The 20,717-nt window shown below is 59.8% G+C and carries 15 protein-coding genes; 4 read left to right on the top strand and 11 right to left on the bottom strand.

Going from position 1 to position 20,717, the window contains the following annotated elements; genetic code table 11:
* Positions 1-161 precede the first annotated feature (161 nt).
* The 5 genes from NKH17_RS01095 to NKH17_RS01075 form a co-directional block, all read right to left on the bottom strand.
* Entirely contained in the window at positions 162-2,387 is a 2,226-nt protein-coding gene (locus NKH17_RS01095; protein ID WP_352896206.1) for a mechanosensitive ion channel family protein, read from the bottom strand.
* A 432-nt stretch (positions 2,388-2,819) separates the two neighbouring features.
* The gene (locus tag NKH17_RS01090; protein WP_352475797.1) at positions 2,820-3,890 is read right to left on the bottom strand and encodes an adenylate/guanylate cyclase domain-containing protein; all 1,071 of its coding nucleotides are present in this window, start codon (positions 3,888-3,890) and stop codon (positions 2,820-2,822) included.
* A gap of 3 nt (positions 3,891-3,893) precedes the next feature.
* The gene (locus tag NKH17_RS01085) at positions 3,894-4,385 is read right to left on the bottom strand and encodes a Rab family GTPase (protein WP_352475796.1); all 492 of its coding nucleotides are present in this window, start codon (positions 4,383-4,385) and stop codon (positions 3,894-3,896) included.
* A gap of 16 nt (positions 4,386-4,401) precedes the next feature.
* A complete protein-coding gene (locus NKH17_RS01080) occupies positions 4,402-6,972 on the bottom strand; it encodes an OmpA family protein (protein WP_352475795.1) in 2,571 nt (856 codons plus the stop codon).
* 94 nt (positions 6,973-7,066) lie between these two features.
* The gene (locus NKH17_RS01075) at positions 7,067-7,732 is read right to left on the bottom strand and encodes a hypothetical protein (protein ID WP_352475794.1); all 666 of its coding nucleotides are present in this window, start codon (positions 7,730-7,732) and stop codon (positions 7,067-7,069) included.
* Between the two features lie 434 nt (positions 7,733-8,166).
* On the opposite strand from NKH17_RS01075, the gene NKH17_RS01070 reads away from it, so the two are divergent.
* Together NKH17_RS01070 and NKH17_RS01065 are read left to right on the top strand one after the other, a co-directional pair.
* On the top strand, positions 8,167-8,271 hold the full coding sequence (locus NKH17_RS01070; protein ID WP_352475793.1) for a glycosyltransferase family A protein: 105 nt from the start codon (positions 8,167-8,169) through the stop codon (positions 8,269-8,271).
* Positions 8,272-8,352: 81 nt separating this feature from the next.
* On the top strand, positions 8,353-11,208 hold the full coding sequence (locus NKH17_RS01065; protein ID WP_352969904.1) for a trifunctional glycosyltransferase/class I SAM-dependent methyltransferase/polysaccharide deacetylase: 2,856 nt from the start codon (positions 8,353-8,355) through the stop codon (positions 11,206-11,208).
* Between the two features lie 86 nt (positions 11,209-11,294).
* On the opposite strand, the gene NKH17_RS01060 is transcribed toward NKH17_RS01065, so the two are convergent.
* The 4 genes from NKH17_RS01060 to NKH17_RS01045 form a co-directional block, all read right to left on the bottom strand.
* Positions 11,295-11,975 carry a redoxin domain-containing protein gene (locus NKH17_RS01060; RefSeq protein WP_254818884.1) on the bottom strand — a complete coding sequence of 227 codons (681 nt, stop codon included), beginning with the start codon at positions 11,973-11,975 and terminating at the stop codon, positions 11,295-11,297.
* Positions 11,976-11,994: 19 nt separating this feature from the next.
* A complete protein-coding gene (locus tag NKH17_RS01055; RefSeq protein WP_352969901.1) occupies positions 11,995-15,294 on the bottom strand; it encodes an ATP-binding protein in 3,300 nt (1,099 codons plus the stop codon).
* 210 nt (positions 15,295-15,504) lie between these two features.
* Positions 15,505-16,890: a hypothetical protein gene (locus NKH17_RS01050; protein WP_352475790.1), complete on the bottom strand. Its 1,386-nt coding sequence runs from the start codon at positions 16,888-16,890 to the stop codon at positions 15,505-15,507.
* A 123-nt stretch (positions 16,891-17,013) separates the two neighbouring features.
* Positions 17,014-17,442: a GNAT family N-acetyltransferase gene (locus NKH17_RS01045; RefSeq protein ID WP_352475789.1), complete on the bottom strand. Its 429-nt coding sequence runs from the start codon at positions 17,440-17,442 to the stop codon at positions 17,014-17,016.
* Between NKH17_RS01045 and NKH17_RS01040 the strand changes: the two genes are divergently transcribed.
* The gene (locus tag NKH17_RS01040) at positions 17,441-17,590 is read left to right on the top strand and encodes a hypothetical protein (protein ID WP_352475788.1); all 150 of its coding nucleotides are present in this window, start codon (positions 17,441-17,443) and stop codon (positions 17,588-17,590) included. The genes NKH17_RS01045 and NKH17_RS01040 overlap by 2 nt on opposite strands.
* Positions 17,591-17,610: 20 nt before the next feature.
* On the opposite strand, the gene NKH17_RS01035 is transcribed toward NKH17_RS01040, so the two are convergent.
* Positions 17,611-18,435 (bottom strand): hypothetical protein, encoded by an 825-nt coding sequence (locus NKH17_RS01035; protein WP_352897968.1) that lies wholly within the window; start codon positions 18,433-18,435, stop codon positions 17,611-17,613.
* 198 nt (positions 18,436-18,633) lie between these two features.
* Between NKH17_RS01035 and NKH17_RS01030 the strand changes: the two genes are divergently transcribed.
* A complete protein-coding gene (locus NKH17_RS01030) occupies positions 18,634-20,049 on the top strand; it encodes an adenylate/guanylate cyclase domain-containing protein (protein ID WP_352897966.1) in 1,416 nt (471 codons plus the stop codon).
* Positions 20,050-20,115: 66 nt separating this feature from the next.
* On the opposite strand, the gene NKH17_RS01025 is transcribed toward NKH17_RS01030, so the two are convergent.
* Positions 20,116-20,595, bottom strand: a complete 480-nt coding sequence (locus NKH17_RS01025) for a class I SAM-dependent methyltransferase (RefSeq protein ID WP_352645122.1) — start codon at positions 20,593-20,595, stop codon at positions 20,116-20,118.
* Positions 20,596-20,717: the final 122 nt, after the last annotated feature.

Below are 20,717 nucleotides of genomic sequence, written 5' to 3'. Positions count from 1 at the left end.
GTCAGAAAGAAATCGATTGATTGATACCGATAGTCGCTGAAACCGAGCAATCGCGGACCGTCGAAATGGTGTTTGAAATCAAGAGCGCAAATTTCTGACGGATCGGCAAGACGTTCTTCGTCGTGAAAGCGGCGCTGTGACCGGCAGGTGTCACAGCTTCCCTATTCCGTTGTGCTAGCTTTTTTTCTGCGCCGATTGGTATGCGACTGCGCGACGGCCATTTTCAACTCGGGTGTGAGCTCCAACGGCGCATTCTCCGCTCCATGTGGGTTCTGTAGCCCCTGGACCTGGACGGTCGGAAATGGGAGTTCGATGCCCTGCTCCTTGAAGACCTGGCGCAGGCGTACATAGAACTTGCGTTTCATACCGAACGCGCCTCCCGGTCTGGTTGTGGCCTTGACCCTCAACACGATGCCGTATTCGCCGAACTCCTGTACGCCCTGCATCTTGATCGGGTCGAGCACCCAGTGTTTGAACTCTGGATCTTCCGCCAGTTCGAGGCCGATCCGCTTGATCAGCTTGCGAGCGAAGTCGATATCGGTGTCATAACCAACGGTGATGTTGAATTTGTCGATAACCCAGTCACGGCTCTGGTTCTGGACTGCCCCGAGTTCACCGAAAGGTATCGTGAACAGCGGACCACGATGGTGGCGCAGCTTCACCGAGCGCAGCGAAAAGCTTTCCACAGTACCCTTGTAATTGCCCGATGAAATGTATTCGCCAACACGAAACGCATCATCGAGCAGAAAAAACACGCCTGAAATAACGTCCTTGACGATGGTTTGTGCGCCAAAGCCCACGGCGACGCCGACGACGCCGGCGCCGGCAATCAATGGGCCGATCTGGATTCCCAGCGAGGCGAGCATCATAAGCACCGCCATCACGATGATCGATGCGAGCAGAATGTTCTGGAGGATCGGCAAGAGCGTGTGCAGCCGCGCCTGTTGCGGATCGAGGACCGGAACGTCCTCGTCGCTGATCACAGGGTGCGGTGTTTCGATGCCGAGCTTTCGTTCAATCAAAGCTTTGATGATCGACCAGCCGAAGTCGGCGGCGAGGGCAATCACCACGACATTGATCAAGCCGCGCAATATGAACGTTGTCGTCGTATCGCTGTCCCGCATGGATTGCATGTCCAGACCCCAGACACGTGCGAGAAGGTAAGCCGCCGCCAGGATGAAAATCATTCGGATTCCGCGATCGATGACAGCGATCGTCACCGCCGGGATCGTGGGCCGGCCGACATCTTCCGAACCTGGCCGCAGAACGAAATTAACCCCGCGCTGCGTCACCACGATCGCCAAAGGCAGGAAGAATGCGGCGAAGGTGAACCAGAAGTATGTATTAAGGCCGGCGATACGTTGCAGGAACAGGACGACGAAATAAGCAGTCAATAGCCATGTCGCTTCCGTGTGACCGATGTGGCTCGCACCGTCTCGCTGCGTTCTTGGCCGACGCCAAATGGCAAGCAGCAGGAGCAACAGCAGCACGAAATCGGCGCCCAGTGACAGGACCATCATTCCGTCCTGATCGATGCCGAGACCTGGCAAGAGGATAAACGCGGCGCCGAAGAAGGCGAAGACGCCGACGATCCGGGGTAGCCAAAAGGACCAATGGTCAGCCGCTTCGTTGGTGATCGGCAAAGCACGAACCTCGACGGCGTTCTCGACGTTCATGAAGGAAGGAACGAGCATGGCCATGACGTACATGCGCACACCCCATGTAACGACTGCCGCCATCAGAAATGTCAGTACAATCTCGCGGATAAGCATCGGCCAGTCGAACAACATGAATGCGCCGGCGCTGCCCAGTGCGAATGAGACTATCAGCATGCTGGAATAAAGCAGGCGGCCACCAATCTTCTTGGCTCGCCCAACGGGCGTATCCTTGGGTTGCGCGATAATCCAGAGACGAAATGGGCGGGTGAGCTTGTACGTTGCCCAAGTGAGCGCCAGGCCGGCAGCGATGAACATTGCAATCAGCACAAATACGCCGGCAGGCCCCTTGCTGGACATATCCTCCATTGTCTCTGCCCGAACGCGCGCGAACTGGCTTGGCAGCAAGGGCAAAGTTCGCACGATTCTTTCGATATGATGCCTGATCCCATCGAGCGTCGAGGATGCCATCGTATTCATCGGGCCTGGTGCGGCCACGGCGCTGGACGATGCGTCGGTCGGCGAAGCCCCTGGCTCGGCAGGCGCTCCCGTTGACCCGGCGTCCTGATTTCGCTGTTCGGCCACCCAGGCCTTCACTGACGGATCGTCGAGAAGCTCGAACAGCTGTTTGACCCTTTCAGGCGGGACCGTCGCCGGCGCCTGCGCCTGTGCCTGACCAGCCAACAAAAGGGCGATCCCAAAGACGAGCGGCCTGGCAATCAAGGCAAACATCGCAGTCAGGTCTCCGAGACGCCGTGCTGGACGCGCCAGATCCCTGGCCCCCAATCGTCGAGTGATGCGTGGCATCGTGCTGTAACCTTCCGGTCAAATCGGCAAGCAACGACATCTATGTCGGTTGTTGCCCTACCTTGAAGAAACCGATGTTGCGGTGCAAGACGTCATCGTTCCGAGCCGGACCTTGCGCCGGGTACTTGGCGGTGTTTATTTGGCCGCGGGGACAGGGCATTCCTCGGCCCAGGCCTCCGGCCGTTCGATGAACCGGGCATCGACGTTAAACCTCAGGAACTGATTTCCTGAGCTGACCAGGACAGACCTTTGGCGGTCGCTCGGTGGTCAACTGCTTCGCGCACCGCTGCGGACATTGGAAACCATGTGTTGCTAGAGATGCAATGCGCTTCCGGGTCGGCGCTGCCATGCGGCAAATCAGGCCGGGAGCCGCCACATTCGCACACGACCTGTACCACGCAATTCCGTTTCCTCGAGTGGGTCGCAAGCAAAATTTGGTCCAAGCAGTTGATGAGTTGCATCCGAAATACGGATTTCATCGGGCTCCGCGGACGTTTGGATACGTGCGGCGAGATTAACGGTGTCGCCCCATAGGTCATAGGCAAACCGCCTTTTGCCTATGACGCCCGCCACGATTGGTCCCGAGTGAATTCCAATTCTGAGTCTTATCGGTTCTCCTGCGAAGCGTTCGCGCTTGACCTCGTTGCGCAGTTCAAGTGCATAGTGCGCAAGGGCTTCCGCATGATCGGATCGCGCGGCGGGCAGGCCAGCGACCACCATCACACAATCGCCGATTGTCTTGATCTTTTCGCAGCCGTATTGCTCCGAGAGCAGATCCGCCGCCTTGAAGAAGTAATTTAAAATAGCGAGCGTCGTTACGGCTCCGACGCTCCGCGCTCTTTCCGTAAAACCGACGATGTCGGCAAAAAGCACACTCACGTCAGCATGGTTGTCTGCAATTTGTTCGTCCGCTTTTAAGCGCTCCGCGATCGACGCCGGAAGAATGTTGAGGAGTAGGGCTTCGGCGCGTTGGTATTCACGCGACAATCCCTCTTGGCTCGCCCTCAACGCCTCGTTCATCGATTGTAATTTCTCGTTGAGTTGACGCTCCCTCTCTTGCAGAAGCGTCATTTCATAAGCCTTCTGTTGAAGCCGCTGCCTATTGTCGCGTTCGGCAGCGGCGTCAAGAAAGAGCAGCCACACGCAGGCATTGTCAGCAAAAAGATGGAGGTCCGCGACACGCCCGCCGGGCAGTTCGACCATGGCCATATCAAATGGAAGCTCCGGGCAGGGCAACAAACCTTCCATGAATTCAAGCTGCTCGGCAACAGGCTTACCTATGCGAACTGACGAGAGTCCGTAATGTCTAACGTTACCGCCCTTCGCAGCTACGCAAAGCTGGGCGTCGATTTTTAGATATGCGACCGAGCGCTCGTTGTAGAAGAAATCGTAAATCCAGCTTCTAACTTCTCTTGGCAAGACATGCATGGTTTATTTGCTGACCATCGAAGCAAGTTGACGAAACGCGTCATCAACATGTTCACCCGAAAGCGCACTTGTTAGATAGATTTGCCATCCAAGTTCCCTCAGTTCGTCAATTTCACTATCCGATATTGCCCACCGATCGGCCAGATCGGATTTGTTGAACAGCAATACAAACGGCATAGCGCCGAATTCAGCCTCGGCCCGCTCGCGCAACGTGAGCGCCACGGCAAGAGTAGCAGCGCGTGTTCCATCGACGACAAGCACGAGCCCACTCGCACCTCGCACATAGCTGACGCGGAATGAGCCGATATCGTCTTCGCCGGCCAAATCCCACAAAATCAGATCCACGGTTTTGTCCGGGAATGCGACACTCTTCTTGTCGATTTTCACTCCCACCGTGGTCAAGTAGGTTTCTGAAAAGATGCTTTGCACAAACCTGCGAACCAGACTCGTCTTTCCGACAGCGAACCCGCCCAACATGCAGATCTTCTTTTGCAATATCCTGGGCTCCGCCCTAGTGGAAGTTTACCGTAACCGAAACTCTGCGGTTCGCGGAGCTCCCGGTTCGGCTATTTTCAGTCTCCGCTGGCTCAAAGGTGCCCGCGCCGCGAACCAAGAGCAATTCCGGATCGACGCCGCGCTTCTTGAGAAGCGCACGAACTGTTTCCGCGCGCGCGGCGCTGATCGACAACTTGGCCGTTTCACGGCCCGTCTCGTCCGAATGGCCGGTCAACATGAACTGTGCTGTTAGCCCTGCCTTGCGGGCGTCCGTGGCCAATTCCTTCAACTGATTCGCCAATTTGTCGAGAACCGGCAGTTGCTCTGGTCCCGGTACAGCCTTGCCAGAATCGAAGAAAATGTTGACCGTTTGAATAGCCTCCCTCAAATGAGTCAGTTCCGGAGGGGTCAACTCACGCAGCTCGGAGAGTTCTAGAGAGAGTCCGTCCGCGGACAGCTGTTGGGCGGCGACCCGCGCCCGATCTATCCAGGCGGCAGGAGCCTCACCCTGGGCAACGATGCGATCCTTGATGATCGAAAGCCGTACTGAATCCGGCGGAGTCAGCGACGCCATCAGCCGCTTCACCACGAACTTCGGATGAAGGCTTTGATAGAATTGCCACTGCGAATGAACGCGGGCAGGATCGACCCCTGTTCCGGACAGCAGAACCTGCGGGTCGGCGGCCTGCGGGTCTCTCAGGCCGGAAATATAGAAATGTCCGCCCCTCGCCGTTTGCTGGGCGACGATGATTCCCGCTTGGGCCTCCAGTCGTGACACATAAGTCTGCCAGTGCTCCGCCGCGCGTGCTTCGGGGCTCACATCACGAACTTTGGAGATGTCGAATTCCGGTCCGCCTGCCGAAAGCTGTCGGGCCGCTGCGCGCGCCCGATCTATCCAGGTGTCGGGAGCCTCACCCTCGGCAACGATGCGATCCTCGACGATCGAAAGCCGAACCGATTTCGGCGGGTTGAGCGACGCTGTCAGCCGCTTCAGCACGAACTCCGGCTCAAGGCTCTGATAGAATTGCCACTGCGAATGAACGCGGGCGGGATCGACCTGCGTACCGGCCAACAGCGACTGCGGGTCGGCGGCAAGAGGGTCTCTCAGGCCGGCAATATAGAATTGGCCATCGCGCACCTTTTGTTCGGCAACGATAATACCCGGCTGGGCCTCCAGTCGCGACACATAAGTCTGCCAGCGCTCCGCCGCTCGTGCTTCGGGGCTCACATCACGAACCCTGGAGATATCGAATTCCGGTCCGCCTGCCGAAAGTTGTTGGGCTGCTGCGCGCGCCCGATCTATCCAGGTGTCGGGAGCCTCCCCCTCGGCAACGATGCGATCATTGACGATCGAAAGTCGTACTGAATCCGGCGGAACCAGCGACGCCGTCAGCCGCTTCAACACGAACTCCGGATCAAGACTCTGATAGAATTGCCAGTGTGAATGAACGCGGGCGGGATCGACCTGCGTTCCGGCCAACAGCGACTGCGGGTCGGCGGCAAGAGGGTCTCTCAGGCCGGTAATATAGAATTGGCCATCGCGCACCTTTTGTTCGGCAACGATGATGCCCGGCTGGATCCCCAGTCGCGACACATACGCTTGCCAGCGCTGCCCGGATTGCCAGGAAAGAAAGAACCAACCGCCTGCGGGAATCAAAACCAGCAGGACTGCAGCCAGGACCAGCCACGGAAATCCCTGGTTTGATTCTTCCTGCTTCAGATCAACGCAGGTCTGCAACTGCGTCTCGACGCCGGCCAACTGCGAACTGTCGCCGTCAAACTGCTCCAGGGCCTGTGAGCATTCATCATGGATGCGAAGCAATACATCGCGAATTATTTCATGTAATTCCTCCGGCGGATTTCCCCGGATCACCGCAACCAAGGTCGCAAACGGCCCAACTTCCGACCAGAGACGAAGCTCCCCGAAACGGATAGTGTCCAGGCCGCTCTGTTCTTTCTCGTTAAATGAGTCTTTTACAAAATCCTGAATTGCACTAAGCATCGAGGAAATCAGTTGAGGATCTTCGCTGGTTGCATTTTCGGCAGTTACATGCTTGATCAAAAGCCCGGAATTGCGGTGAATGAGAAAGACATGTTCTACACGATAGACAAGAGAATGCCTAAGAACAACTTCTGAGAAGCTTGCCCCCGTTCTCCAAGCTTCAAATCTCCACTTGAGCCCATGCCAAGTAAATATATGTCTTAAGGTTTCATTCAGCGACTGAAAGGTTTGGTCGATCTTTTCGCCGATCGACTTGCGAATAGCCGGCAGAAACACCGGGTATAATATATCCGTCAGCGTGCGCGGGCTTTTCTGGATGGACCGTTGCACAGCCCTCTCGACAACTGGCGCAAGGGCCTCGCCGAGTTGCGCATGAGACGCGCGTGCGGCTGCACCGGGGAGGACGCCCCCCACTGCCGCCGCAAGCTGCTCAGGTTCGTCGAGCAGGTGGGTAACTCGTGAAAGCTCCGAAATTTCGCGGCCGACCAGCAACTGGCGAAGCGTTTCCATGCGAGGATCGGCGGTTGGGATTCCGTCGAGACGCGCACGATAGTCCGGATCAACGTTCCGGGCAATTTCGATCAAAAGGCGAGCCAGAGCCTCGCGATCAATCTCTGTATCGTTCGAAGCCGCTCTCTTAGGGAGGCTGATTGGGTCGACAGTCGACGTCAAGTTCCCATCAACTCACTTTCCAGGTACGCTCCGAGTTGTTCTTGCTGCCGACGGGATCCTGATTTAGACATTTTGCAACCTCGACAAACAGGCCAGCCAAAAGATTTCGGTCAGTCTTGACATTGCCAAGATCGGAAAACATTTTCTCCATCAGCATCTGAATGCTTTCATTCTTTTGCTTGATTTCCTCACGCAGCAAATGATCGTTTCGATTTATCCGGTCCGCAACTTCCCGCTCAAGCTCGCTCAACTGATCCGACAACGCGCGCACCTGCTTTTCGAGCGCCTGATTTTGCTCGCGAAGATTCCGATCAATCTCCTTGTCGGCGTCGGCTCGCGCGTCTTTTTCGTTCCGCAATTGCGCCGCAAGCGAGTCGATCTGCTTCTTTGCATTTGACTCGTACATTTCAAGATTGCGCTTGGCCTCGGATTCGACATCCTTGAAGCGCTGCAAGACCCGTTCTTCAAGCTTGGAGAAGCGGCGGTCATAGTCCTGCATCTGGTTGCCGAACAGCAGATCACGTATCTTGTCGACACCTACAGCGTCGCCGGGGGGCCCGCTCTCGCGAGCCTGGCCCGCCATGAAGGTCAGCCCGCTTCCGTCTGCATTACTTGTCAGATTTGCGTCCGCCTTATTTGCCGAAGAAGCGGTACTCGAAGATTCCTTGGCCATCCCATGCCCCTTCTTTTGACATTGCTACAGCGCTAATTTAGAAACTGATAAACATGTCAGCAAAATAGCCGACCCGCAAGCCGGAATCTTCTCGGCTCAAGTCGGTTCGTGTGTCCCCAGTCGGGTAGATTTCGATACGCGCCTCGAATCCGGATCAGCTTGCGCTCGCGTCTTCGCCTGGGATCATCTTTTTGCAGATGAAATGCGAGAGCGGAGATGCCCTGGCGCATCGACCTCAGCTCCAAGCCGTCGGGCATGCGCGCTGCCATTCAGCCTGTGTTCAAGTCTTTTTTGCCCGCCTCTAATTCGCCCTTATCTTGACAGGGCAGTGCTGCCAGCCGATGCCATTATCTGGTTTTGACATTCGCCGACTCTTGCCGAAGAAAACGAAAGCTCGATGATCCAGGATGCTACCGCAAGGCGGTGTGGTACCGATGCTCAATGCCGAGCAAACCGTCGGCGCAATGCTTGCCGGCATCCGCCGGCAGACCTACCAGATACTGGATATAGTGGTGATGGACGATGGGTCGACGGACTGATCGGCGTGGATTGTGACGACCTACGCCGAGAAAGATCAACGCATCTTGTTTTGCCTTCGAACCGGGCGCGGGTAAGACGGCGTGGCGCATGATCCCTTGGTTTCAATCGTGGTTCCTGCGCACAACGCGGAGGTAACGCTCGCGCGCGCACTCGATTGCCTTCTCGATCAGGAAATAGTGGATTGGGAGGCGATCATCGTCGACGACGCCTCCATGGACCGCACCCCCTCGATCATCGCCGGTTATGTAGAGCACGATGCCCGATTTCGGACGTTGAGGTCTTGCGCGTATAGCGCCGCCGGCGCGCGCAATAGCGGGATTTCGACAGCGCGCGGCCGCTGGCTCATGTTTCTGGATGCCGACGGTTGGGTGGATGCCAGCTTCCTCGCAAAAATGCTGGCCGCACTGAAATCCGTTCCCGATGCAGTGGCCGCCTATTGCGGTTGCCGGCGCGAGATGCCCGATGGCGAACTCACCCCGTCGTGCATCGCAACGGAGGTTGCGATTCAGCCCTTCGAGACATTCGCCCGCAGACGTGCCATCGCCATTCACGCGCTGCTGGTCGACCGGGAGACAATTGTCGAATTGGGCGGTTTCGATGTGTCGCTGCGCACCTGCGAGGACTGGGACCTGTGGCAGCGCCTCGCACGTCTGGGCAAAAATTGGGTGATGGTCGATGAGCCGCTCGCTTTCTATCGGACCAGCCCCAACGCGCTCAGCCGCAATTCGACGCAGATGCTGGCAGATGCTGAAATCGTGATCGCCCACGGCTTTTCCGCCGATCCTAGGGTCAAACACCCGGCGTCGGCTCACGCCAATGGAGCGATCGAGGCGAACGGCGGCACCGCCTCCGAGGCACTCGCGTGGTTCGCGTTGTGGAACGCCGCGTCGGATTGCGGCAGCGGCTCGCGCTCGATCAACCCGCAGTCCCTGCGCGCCCTCCCGCCAGGACGCAAATGGGCGCGAGAGATCGCCAAGGTGATCTTCGATGGCCTAGCGGTCGGAAGCCTGTCGGTGCCAGCGCAATTGGCTGCCAGGTGGGACAGGTTCGGCGGCTCCCTCACCGAGTTGATCATCGAACTCGGCAAGGTCTGGAACAATCCCGACGCGGCTCGCCGCGTCCAGTACCATCTTGAGCAAATGCTGCTCGACGTCGACGATCTCGCCGCGCCGCGCAGGCTGGCGCGGACACTTGGAATTCGTGTCGACGCGCGAAATCCGACCACGGTCGAACTTCCGCAAGGAATCGATCAAATCTATGCCTACCTGATGATGGATGGCCAGATCGAGGCTGTCGTGCAATTCGGCGTACTTGGGACAGTGACAAGGGATTATTGGATCGAATTGATCCTGAATGTCGTGCCCCCTGAGCGGCTTGAAGGCCGGTCCGATCCGGACAGTCACTTCGGCAAACTCGCCCAATTCGCCGAGGAAGCGCGGGAGCTGGTTCGGTCGAGCGCCGAACCTGCGGAGCCTCCCCCGGCGCTGCGCCGCGCACGGGCCAGGCACGACAAGGATCGCACGTCGTTCTGGAATGGCTATTTCGCGACCGAGGATCCCTGGAATTACGGTTCGTCCTATGAGCAGGAGAAATATGAGCGGCAGCTCGAAATTCTGCCTGCCGGTCACATTGGACGGGCGCTTGAGCTGGCCTGTGCGGAAGGCCACTTCACGCGGCAACTGGCGCCGCGCGTGAGCCATTTGACCGCAACTGACATCTCCGCCATAGCCATCGAGCGGGCGCGCGCGCGATGCGGCGATCAGCCGAATGTTGAATTCGGCGTACTGGATTTCATGGCCGATACGCTACCGGGTGAGATGGATCTGATCTTCTGTTCGGAAGTGCTCTACTACCTGGATGATCTCGCCGAGTTGCAACGCTTCGCCAAGAAAGTCGTTGAGGCATTGGCGCCTGGCGGCAGCTTCATCAGCGCACACGCATTCGTGCTACGTGACAATCCTGAGAGGACGGGCTTCGACTGGAACGCATTCGGTGCACAAGCGATCTCGGAGACGCTGGCAGGGACCGCAGGTCTTGTCCTCGAGCAATCGATCCAGACCGAGCTCTATCGCATAGACCGCTTCCGCCGCCTGTCACCAGGCGACGTGGCGACGGAACAAGTCATTGATCATGTGCCAATCCGCGCGCGCATCGATATGGGGGTCGCGCGAAAAATCGTCTGGGGCGGGGCGCGGGCCTTGCGCCGCGACGTCGCACGTAGCGAGCGGCGGCAGCGTATCCCTGTTCTCATGTATCACAGCGTCTCCGATGAATGTCCGGCCGCGCTCGCCCGTTTTCGGCTCACGCCCGCCGCATTCGCCAGCCAAATGACATGGCTGCGCGCCAATGGCTTTCACGCGATTAGCTCCGAGCAGCTGGAATGGTTCATCGCCAACCGTCAGCCTTTCGTTGGCCGCCCAGTGCTCATCACCTTCGATGACGGCTTCCAGAACTTTGCCGACCATGCCTGGCCGATCCTGCGCGCGAACGACCTGACCGCGGAAGTGTTCCTGGTGACGGACTTGGTGGGTGAAAGTGCACAGTGGGACGCCTACAGCGGCCCGCCGACGCCGCTTATGGACGCCGGGACGGTGCGACGCCTCGCCGGCGAAGGCGCCTTCTTCGGAAGCCATCTGGCGACGCATCGCGCGATCGATGGTCTGTCGAGCTCTGACTTGGCCGCCGAGCTTCTGCGCTCTCGTATGTTCATCGAACGGTGGACCGGTCGGCCAACCGCGGCGTTCGCGGCACCCTTCTCAGTCACCGACCGACGGCTTGGCAGGCTGGCCAAGGAGTGCGGCTATCGAATCGGCTTCGGCGGCAGACACGGGCCGGCGGACCTCGATTGCGATCCCATCGACCTTCCGCGCATCGAGATTCGTGGGGATCGTTCGCTCGATGACTTTGTTGCGGTTGTCGAGGCCGTGCTCGCATGAACCGTGAACTTGTCAGTGTCTAGATTTGTAACAAGTTGGTTCCGCGTTTTGTTCAGCGTCCCGTTCCGCTTACCTCGTTCGCAAGTCTATTGGGCGACTTGGGACACGGCTGACATCAGCTCCTGCGGGCTTGGCGCCCCAAACATGTATCGCCCGCCCTCTGGAACCTCCGTGAAGCTCCAGCGGACGATCCCCTGCCGGTCCAGCAGGAACTGACCGATCAATTGTCCGTGTCCCGTTGCTATCATCTGCTCGTCGGCTTCGGTCAGTTCGTAATGGTCCTTCTTGTTGAGGATTTCGCTGGCCTCAAGAGGATCCATAGGACCGGGCAACTCGCCTGGTATGTCGACCCGCATATCCTTTGCCGCTGCCATCGAGACCTTGTACGGCCAGTTCGTCTCGTTTTGGGTGAATTCGAGATTGGGCAGTCCAAAAGCACGATGTGAAGCGCGTTCAGGGTCGGAGGCCGCAAGCAGATTCGGCATCGGATGGTAGCGGAAATAGAGACGCGCCCGTTCGATCGGCGTGTTGACCACCGTCAGGCTCTCCACGCCCTTTTCGCGCAGCTCCGGATCAAGCCGCGCCTGGGCGGCGATATGGCGCCGGCAAAACGCACAATGCAGACCTCGAAACAGGCCGACCAGCACCGGTTTTTGTCCGCGAAAGTCGTCAAGCGCGATCTTGCCTTCCTGGGTAATGGCGTCGAGTACCACGTTCGGCGCACGGTCGCCCGGTTGAAGCGGCACCAAGTCACTACGCGCGGACATTTCCAACCTCCAACCCCGGCTAGTCGAGAAAAGGCAGCACCACGAGAGCTTCCGGGTCGAGCCCGTGCTGGGCGCATATACCCTGCGCCAGGGAAAAGTAGCGTTCGGCCTCGGCCAGATTGTCGAGGTCGAGATTAAGCGTTGCAAGACCATCATAGCACGGAAACAGCAGTTGGGGTTCGCCCGTTTCGCGGGCTACGTCCAGTGCTTCGTGGAACAAACCAACGGCCAGGTCCGGACGGCCGTTGCACTGATGGATCTGCCCAAGCACGATCAACGGCACCGGCAGGTGCTCGCGCTGGTCGAGCGCCCGGTCGATCTCGATGGCCTTCTCGGCAGCAGGCACGCCCTCCGTTGGACAGCGATCCGTGAAAGTACAACAAGCGACCGCCAGATTGGCGAGGAGGCGCGCCTGGAGACCCAAATCACCAATACGGCGCGCCACTTCAAGACCGCGCCGACAGACCTCCATCGCCTGTGCCGGATCGATGGTCGTGTATAGCACGCCGAGATTGGTGTAGCCGCGGCAAGCCGCGCCCAGCAGACCGGCGGCTTCGGCCAATTCAATGCTACGCTCAATCTGACGCACGGCCTCACGGTTTCGCCCGAGGCGAGCCAGCGCGACAGCCTTGGTATTGAGTGCCTCGGCGGTCACAAGAGTGGCATCACACCCAACCTCGGAGACATGCTCCGTTGTCAGATTGCGTACGCAATCCAGCGCCGCGTCTGCCCATTTTGCCGCGAGAGCGTGATCTCCGCTACGGAACGCCTGTCGGCCACGTTCTTGCCACAGATGCGCCTGCTCGATCGGGGCATCCGCCCCATCGAGGAGCGCTGCCGCCTCAGCATAGCAGGGTTCTGCCTTGTCCCGCTTGCCGACGTCCCAGAGCAGCCGACCGATCTTACGCAAAACTCGCGCCGAGGCGACGCGATTGGCCGATTCGCGGTATGCCTGCAACACCGTCTCGTAGTGGTGGTGCGCGACCTCGCGGCGGCCTGCCGGGCCGCTCAAATCGGCAATGCGCTCTGCAATTGCCAGTTTGAGCGGTGTTTGCCCGATCGCTTCCAATGCTGTCAGTGCTCGCTCGTAGAAACGAAGGGCGTCGTCGTTGGCGTATATCATGCGAGCGCGATCGCCTGCCGCCTGCAGGTAATGCGCGCCCTTCTCCCGCTCGGCGCTCTGTGCGAAATGATGACCGAGCACGGTCAAATCCTCGAGCCGTTCCGGCTTGTCGCCGCACAGTTGCTCCAAGGCAGCACCGACCCGCCCGTGGATGTCGGTCCGGCGTTGCAGGAGCAGATTCTGGTAGATCACGTCCTGCAGCAATGTTTGCGTAAAGCGGTAGCTTTGCGACGAGACCGAGCCTGATCCGGCAACTTCCTCGATGATTTCCGCATCGCAAAGCAGTTCGCAGCCGGCTTCAAGCCGGCCGGGGTCGGCTGTCACGGATTTCAGAAGTGTGGCGTCGAAGCGCGGGCCGATTACCGCAGCCTCCTGGGCCAACCGGCGCACCTCTGGGGGCAGCCGGTCGACGCGGGCAAGCAACATCGCCTGGATAGTGGCGGGGATGCCGGTTGCGACTTCGCCGGCCACAGTCCGCCATCGCTGGCCCTCTCGCATCAGTACACCGCGATCGATAAGGCCGCGAACGATCTCCTCTACAAAAAGGGGGTTGCCGCCCGCGCGCTCGAGGATCTGATCGAGAAGCCCTCCTGCGGAGTTTACCCAGCTCTCGCCGAAAAGCGCCGCGAGCAGCCTGCGTCCGTCATCACTATTGAGCGGCGGAAGCCTGAGCGCTGTGTGACTGACCCGACTTGAGTCGAGCTGGTCGTTGTCCGGCGCCGGACGATGCGTAACCAGCAACATCAACCGCGTGCGTTCTAACCTGTCCATCACGAAACGTAGTGCCTCGAGCGACACGGCGTCGGCCCAGTGCAGGTCTTCGACGACGATCAACAGCGGCGACAACGCAAGCCGCCGTTCGATGATTGTGCGGACTGCGTAGAGAATTTGCCGCCGCAACTGCTCAGGCTCGACATGCTGCAAGGTGGCATCGGGGTCGCCAAGGCCGAGCACATGATAGAGCAAAGGCATCAGCCGCTTCGCCTCCTCGCCCTGCAGGCCGAGATCGGCAAGCAAGCCTGCGAGCTTCCCCCGCATTTCGTCCCCATTGTCGTTTTGCATCATCCCGGCAGCGCTGCGCACCACGGCGCCCAAGGCGCCAAAAGATTGTTCACCCAGCGGTGAGCACGTGGCCTGCCGCACGGCGACGTTGCGAAAACGATCCTCGTCGCCGACGCGGGCGACGAACTCCTTCACCAGCCGCGATTTCCCGATGCCGGCTTCTCCGACGAGGCGGACAAGTTGGGCCGAGCCGCCGCACGCCTGGTCAAGGCTCGCCAGCATTCTATTGAGCTCCGCACCACGACCAATTAGCGGCGCACTGAGGCCGAGCGCCTCGAGCCCGCGCGCTGCACGCGGCACCGCTAACGGTGCGTCCAGTCGATGGACGAGCACGCTGCCAGCTTTGCCGCGAAACACGACATCACCGAGCGACTCATAAGAGAAGGCATGCCGGGTCAGCCTGTGAGTGAGCTCGCCTACCAGCACCTCACCCGGTGCGGCCAGCGATTGCAGGCGTTGCGCCGTATTCACTGTGTCGCCGGTCACCGAATAGGATCTGGCGGTGCCGATGCCCAATCCGCCAGTAACGACCGGACCAGTGTTTATGCCGATGTGGAGTAACAGAGGCGAGCCGGAGTGGGGGGTGCTTTCGCCGAGCCGCGCCGTCCGGGCGATCATGTCGAGAGCGGCGCGAAGCGCACGTTCCGGATCGTCCTCATGCGCGACCGGCGCACCGAACAAAGCGAGCAGTGCATCGCCGATGAATTTGTCGACGAAACCACCAAAGTTTCGCACGGCCGCCGTCAATTCCTTGAACAGTTTATTCTGCAGCGCTTGCATGACCTCGGGGTCGAGCTGCTCACTGAGTGTCGTGAAGCCGCAAAGGTCGGCGAACAGGACCGTTACGGTCCGGCGATCGGCGTCGGAGACGGGATGCAGCCCTTCTTCGCTTTCGATGTTCGGAAGCAGCGACGGAGTTCGAGAAGGCGGCACAATGGTCCGGCTTGGTGCCGGAGCAGGCCGTTCGACGGCTTTTGCGGGCGCACCGACGCTTGCCCCACATTTCGGACAGAACTCGAAATCAGGTGCGCAGGTGTAGCCGCAACTGGCGCATGCCACGGGCTGGCGCCTGCCACACCTCGGACAGAAGGCGTAACCGCCCTCAATCTCGAAACCGCAGCCCGAGCAGTCCATCGAACAAGACCTCACTAGTGGCCGTGACGGCGTGATCTCGCCCGCACTGCACGGCCAGGCTAATCACAAGGATGCACCGATAGCCGTCGACGAGCAAGCGGCAGCGCAAATGGGCATCGAGCCATCCGTGTGGGTCCGGTGGCAGAGCGCTACGCATGACCTCTTGATGCAACGGCTGGCTCGCTGTCAGCTTGCGGTTGCGAATTAGGCTCAGGTCGGCTTGATCTCTGCCTGGCCGATCTTGCGCCATCTGGCGTTTTCGCGAACCAGTTTTAGGTCGTCGGTCGTCTCGGCAAATGTCCGCAATCGGTATTGCCGGAGCAGGTCCGGGAAGAGCGCTCCTTCCGGCAGGCCGGCAAGCTGCTCGCGGACTGAGATCTTTTCATCGATGACCCGCATGCCCCAGGCATTTTCCCGAACCTGCAGCTCCGCAGCCAGATCGCGCTCTTCCGGCGCGTTTTCGTCTAGCGCGGCCAGAAGGATCGAGTGGAAAAGCGCTACATAGCCAATCTGTCTTAGGCCCCCCACGACCCGCGCGCGCGGCAATATGGCAAGGACGAGGAACGTCAGGAACAAGTTCGGCAGCAGCACGCCGTCCAGCAGCGCCTGCCTGAGATACGGCCGCTCGAACGGGATGGAAAGACCTTGCGGCCTGTCGGGCTCGATCAGGTGCCCGTTCTCGAGAACGAGTTTGCGCACGCGCTCCTCGCGGATGCCCCAGAAATAGTCCGTGGCATTGGGCAGGAATCTGCCAAATGGGCTCGATGCGGCCTCTTGCCAGGCACGTTCGAGACGCTGGCGTCTTGCGGGTTCAATGAGCAGTCTGGAAAGAAGGCTGCCGTCATATTCCAGATGCCGCGCCATGGCAGCCGCGGCGGCTCGATCATCGATGAAAACCGGCAGGGCCATGCCGGCACGATCCCAATTGGCGACCAGATCCTTGTTCAGGGCAGTCAGCGCATCGGCGGCGGTTTCAAACACCTCGTCCTGGCTGGCAAGCAGTGTGCCCAGCCAGCGGCTGGCATCCGTTTCATCGCCCACCGTTTCGAGCGCGCGCTTGTTGAGGGAGACGGGACCGGCCACGCAGGCGCTTTTGCGGCACAGTTTGTGGCGCCCCATGCCGAACAGGTTGACCTTGTCGTCGCCGACATCGAGCCATCCCGGCCCCTCCCGGCCAACTGTCTCCATGGTCATCGTCGCTCCCATGAAGCCGACGAAGGCCGACAGCCCGTTTTCGACCGCGCCGAGCCAGGCAAGCAGGAGGGCATCGAAGGTGATCCGGTCCATCAGAAGCAGGCAGTGCAGGCCGGACTGAATCACCGGTCTGTGCTCGAACTCGTCGAGGGCCTTGCCGATCTCCTCAGGCCGCATGATCCTATCGAGTCGCTGATGCAGGACTTCGCGCAGGATCGAGCGGGCAGCGATCGCCGGGCCCGATGCAGGCCTTGCCACCGGCCGCCACAGATGGCGGGCGTAATCGGAAACCGGTGCATTCCAGTTCTGCTCGATGTCGCGCACGACCTCCGGGCAGAGCAGCGACAGCACAGCCAGAATTTCCGGCGGAGGGGTAGGGGTTGGATCAAAGACGGCGGTCATTGGTCCCGTCTAGCCGCTTGCGGTGTAAACGCCAAGCGAGAGCAGACTTGGTGGATGCAGCCCTGTTCGCTGACTCGGCACGAATTGTCAGATTGGCTAAACAGCTAAGGCAAACGGCGGATCTTAGAACCGCAGCCGGGCCATGCTTAGGAGGTCATGGTACTGCCCGTCAGTAAAGCCGGCCTTCACATGCCGGCCTTCGATCTCAAAGCCGTGGCTCTTGTAGAGACGGAGGGCCGGTTCGTTGTCGGCATAGACGGTCAATTCGACTCGCTTCAGGGCGCGCCAGTTGTCGGCCACGTCAAGCAGCGCGCCAAGTATGGCAGAGCCGATACCTTTGCCAACAAAGGCATCGTCAAGGCCGATATTGATCTCGCCGATGTGCGAACGGCGGGGTGAACCCTGCACGACCAGGCTGCCGTGGCCGACGACCTTGCCGTCCAGCTCGGCAACGATCCAGGTGGTTTCCGGGCCGGACTTGGCGATGCGCCGCGCCACCTGCTCCACCATCTCGAAAGGCATCCTGAGCGTGCCCCGGCGGAAGCCCGGCATGTTGAAAATAGCGCAAAGCGCCTCCGCATCGCTTGGCCGGACGGACCGGAGCAGCGGCTGGATTTTCTCGGAGGGTGGCGAGGTCGTGCTGGTCATGGCGTTCCCGGCGAAGGCAATCGGCCGGTACGATGCACCGGACGCCACCTGAAAATCCAGCCGTCTCTCAACCTATGATGCCGATTGCGAGCTAAAATACCGGGAGGCGGCGTAGAGTTTGAAGACGCCGCTGGTGCCGATCCAGCCGAAAAGCGTGAGCCAGCACAATGTCCCGATCGCCGTCCAGTCGATCCGGTGCACCGCAGCGTCGGTGATGACGACGCCGAGGATGGCAAGCAGGCCAACCAGAAACTGTGCCAACCCGAGCACCAGCAGTTCCTCGCGCGGCGCGCTTCTCCAGACGAGATATATACCGCCCGCACCGGCGAGGAAGATTGCGCTGTAGACCTGAGCGTGGAAGGCATCGATCGGCCATGGCCAGATGCCACTGAATGTCAGGGGAAACAGCAACAGGCCGACGCCATAGAGCCCAAGGATCGCGGATTCCGCCGGCATGTAGCCACGCCATGCGGGATTTAAGGTCACGCCTTTCGCAGAAGGACGGGCCCTGGCCCGCCACAGGAACAGCCCGGATACCGCGACCGAAGCAAGATAGACCAAAAACCACAGCCAGGGCGCTTTGCGCTCGAAGTTGAAATAGTCGAGATTGATGAACGAAGCCACCGACACGATGACGGTGAAGATGAAGGCCATGACGAGCACGAGCCTGCCGGGCGACCAGCGATTCCAGACCAGCAGCGCCGCCATCACGACCATTTCGGCGGTGTAGAAGCTGCCGAGGAAGCGCGCATTGAACGGCGTGACGGCCCAAGGCCAGCCCGGTTTGACCAGAACAGGCACGAAAAACAGGCCGGCGCCTACGATCAGGACGATGATGACGACCGCAGAGAAAAGGCGCAGGGCCGCGGGAAATGGCGGATTGTCCGATGTCGGCATGGGAGAAAATCCCAAAGATGAAGGCTCCATGGACCATCATAATGCTGCTTGCGGCCGGTTAAAATCGGTCTAAGTGAACGGTCACCAGGCTTATCCATTCGAATGGCCGTACGGTTCGTTTCGAAGTAAGATGGAGCATTCGGACCAAAGACCGGTCCGGTCAAAACGCCACGGGGTGCATTTTCCGGAGCCTGCACAATGAACGAAGCTCAGGATCTGTTCTCTCTTCTGCGACAATCGGCCGATGTCGATCCACAGGCGATCGACGCGATCAAGCGAACCATCGCGGAGGGCGAGGACCGCGAACTTTGCCGCATCAATGCGCCAGCCTTCGCCAGCAAGCATGGCCTCGACGAGGAGCGCGCAATAAGCGCCTTTCTCCATGCCGCGCGGGTGGGCATCTTCGACATTTCCTGGAATGTTCTGTGCCCCGGCTGTGGCGGCGTCCTCGACACCAACGCCACGCTGAAAACCCTGCAAAGGGACGAATACACCTGCGCGCTGTGCTCCGAGGGCTATTCACCGACCCTCGACGAGATGGTCGAGGTGACATTCACCGTCAGTCCCCGCGTGCGCAGGATTGCCGCCCACAATCCACACGAACTGCCGGTGGCGGAATATTTCCGCCAGATCTACTGGGCGTCCGGCGTCGATCTGCCGGAAGAGCATTTCGCGGAAAAGATGGAAACGTTCTCGCTGGAGGATATCGAGCTTGCGCCCGGTGAAAAGGCGGTTCTGCCCATACAGCTTCCGTCCGAATTCATCATCGTCTTCGAGCCGGTCACCCACTCGGCGCAGTTCATCGACGGGAAGGGCGAACCAACAAAGGAGCGCCGAAGCCTCTCTTTGGCCTTCGACCGCGACCATGTTCAGAACCAGACGCTGGAGATGCAACCCGGCCCGTTGCGCATTTCGCTGGAAAACCGGACCGACACCCGCGTGCTGCCGACGGTCTTCATCGCCAGCCAGGCATTGCATGATTTCCTGGGAAAACGCCGGCCCTTCCTGACCGCCAAGCGCCTGCTCACCAACCAGACGTTCCGCGATCTCTATCGCACGGATACACTCGACATCAACCAGCGCCTGAAGATCACCAGCCTGACGTTCCTGTTCACCGACCTGCGCGGATCGACCGAGCTTTACGAGCGGGTGGGCGACCTTTCAGCCTTCGATCTCGTGCGCGAGCATTTCCAGGTTCTGCACGAGATCGTCACGGCGGAGGCAGGCGCGGTGGTGAAGACGATCGGTGATGCGGTGATGGCGACCTTCGCGACGCCCGATCGTGCGATCGCTGCAGCCCTCAGGATGCGCGATGCCATGCGTACGCTCAACGACAAGAGCGGGCGCGAGGATCTGCTGCTCAAGATCGGAGTCCATGCCGGCCCCTGCATCGCCGTGTCTATGAATGAGCGACAGGACTATTTCGGCCAGACGGTCAACATTGCTTCGCGGGTCCAGAACCTTGCCAACGCACAGGCGATCTTCGCCACTCGAGCGGTGGTCGACGACAATCTCACCGCTGATCTCTTGCACAGGAATGCGCTCACGCCCGTGCCCCACGAGGTCTCACTGCGCGGCATTGACCGGGAGATAGCAGTATACACGATCCCCTGAAGGTTTGGCTCCTGAAGGTTTGGCCCCTAAAGGCTTGACCCTGAAGATTTGGCTCGTCCCGGCCCCTCACACACGCCTACAGATAAAATAACGATCGGCGGGAACCGAAGGTGGCGGCGGGAGGCGTTGCAACTGCGGGTGATCGAGCGGCGTGCCGCTGACCGCGATGCCGCCGACGCGAAGTAGGCGCGCGGTCAGATCGGGAAGCCAGGTAGAGATCACTGCATCGCGATCTTCATAGCCGGTGCCGATGTCGGCATGAACAAGAGCGGCGTCGATGCCAATGAACCTGCTCGCCGTCTCGCGTATTTCGCCGAGCACGAGGTTTTCAGCTTCGGGAATTGAGCTGGCGTGTGCGGCAAGTGCGCGGTCGAACGCTATGATCCGGCGTCCGGGCAGGCGCTCGCGCAGATGGTGGAACGTCCGGCCATTACCGAGGCCGAGCTCGAGCACGGGCCCCTCCATCTTCGCCACCTCGGCGCAGACATAATCGAGTATGTCGCGCTGTGCGGTCATCCTCCGGATGAAACTGTCGAGGCGACTCATGCGCGATTGTATCTCCTGAACAAGTCCACGAAATCAACTGCCCCGACCAGAGCGTTTCGCGGCTGAAACCAGAGGCGACGTGTTAACCCCCGATCGAGTCTTGCCGCGTGTAGAGGCGAACG

It is taken from the genome of Mesorhizobium sp. M1334 (genome assembly GCF_040317995.1).
Classification (GTDB): Bacteria; Pseudomonadota; Alphaproteobacteria; order Rhizobiales; family Rhizobiaceae; genus Mesorhizobium.
Note: the sequence above shows the minus strand (reverse complement) of the source record. Positions and strands in the feature narration are given on the sequence as shown.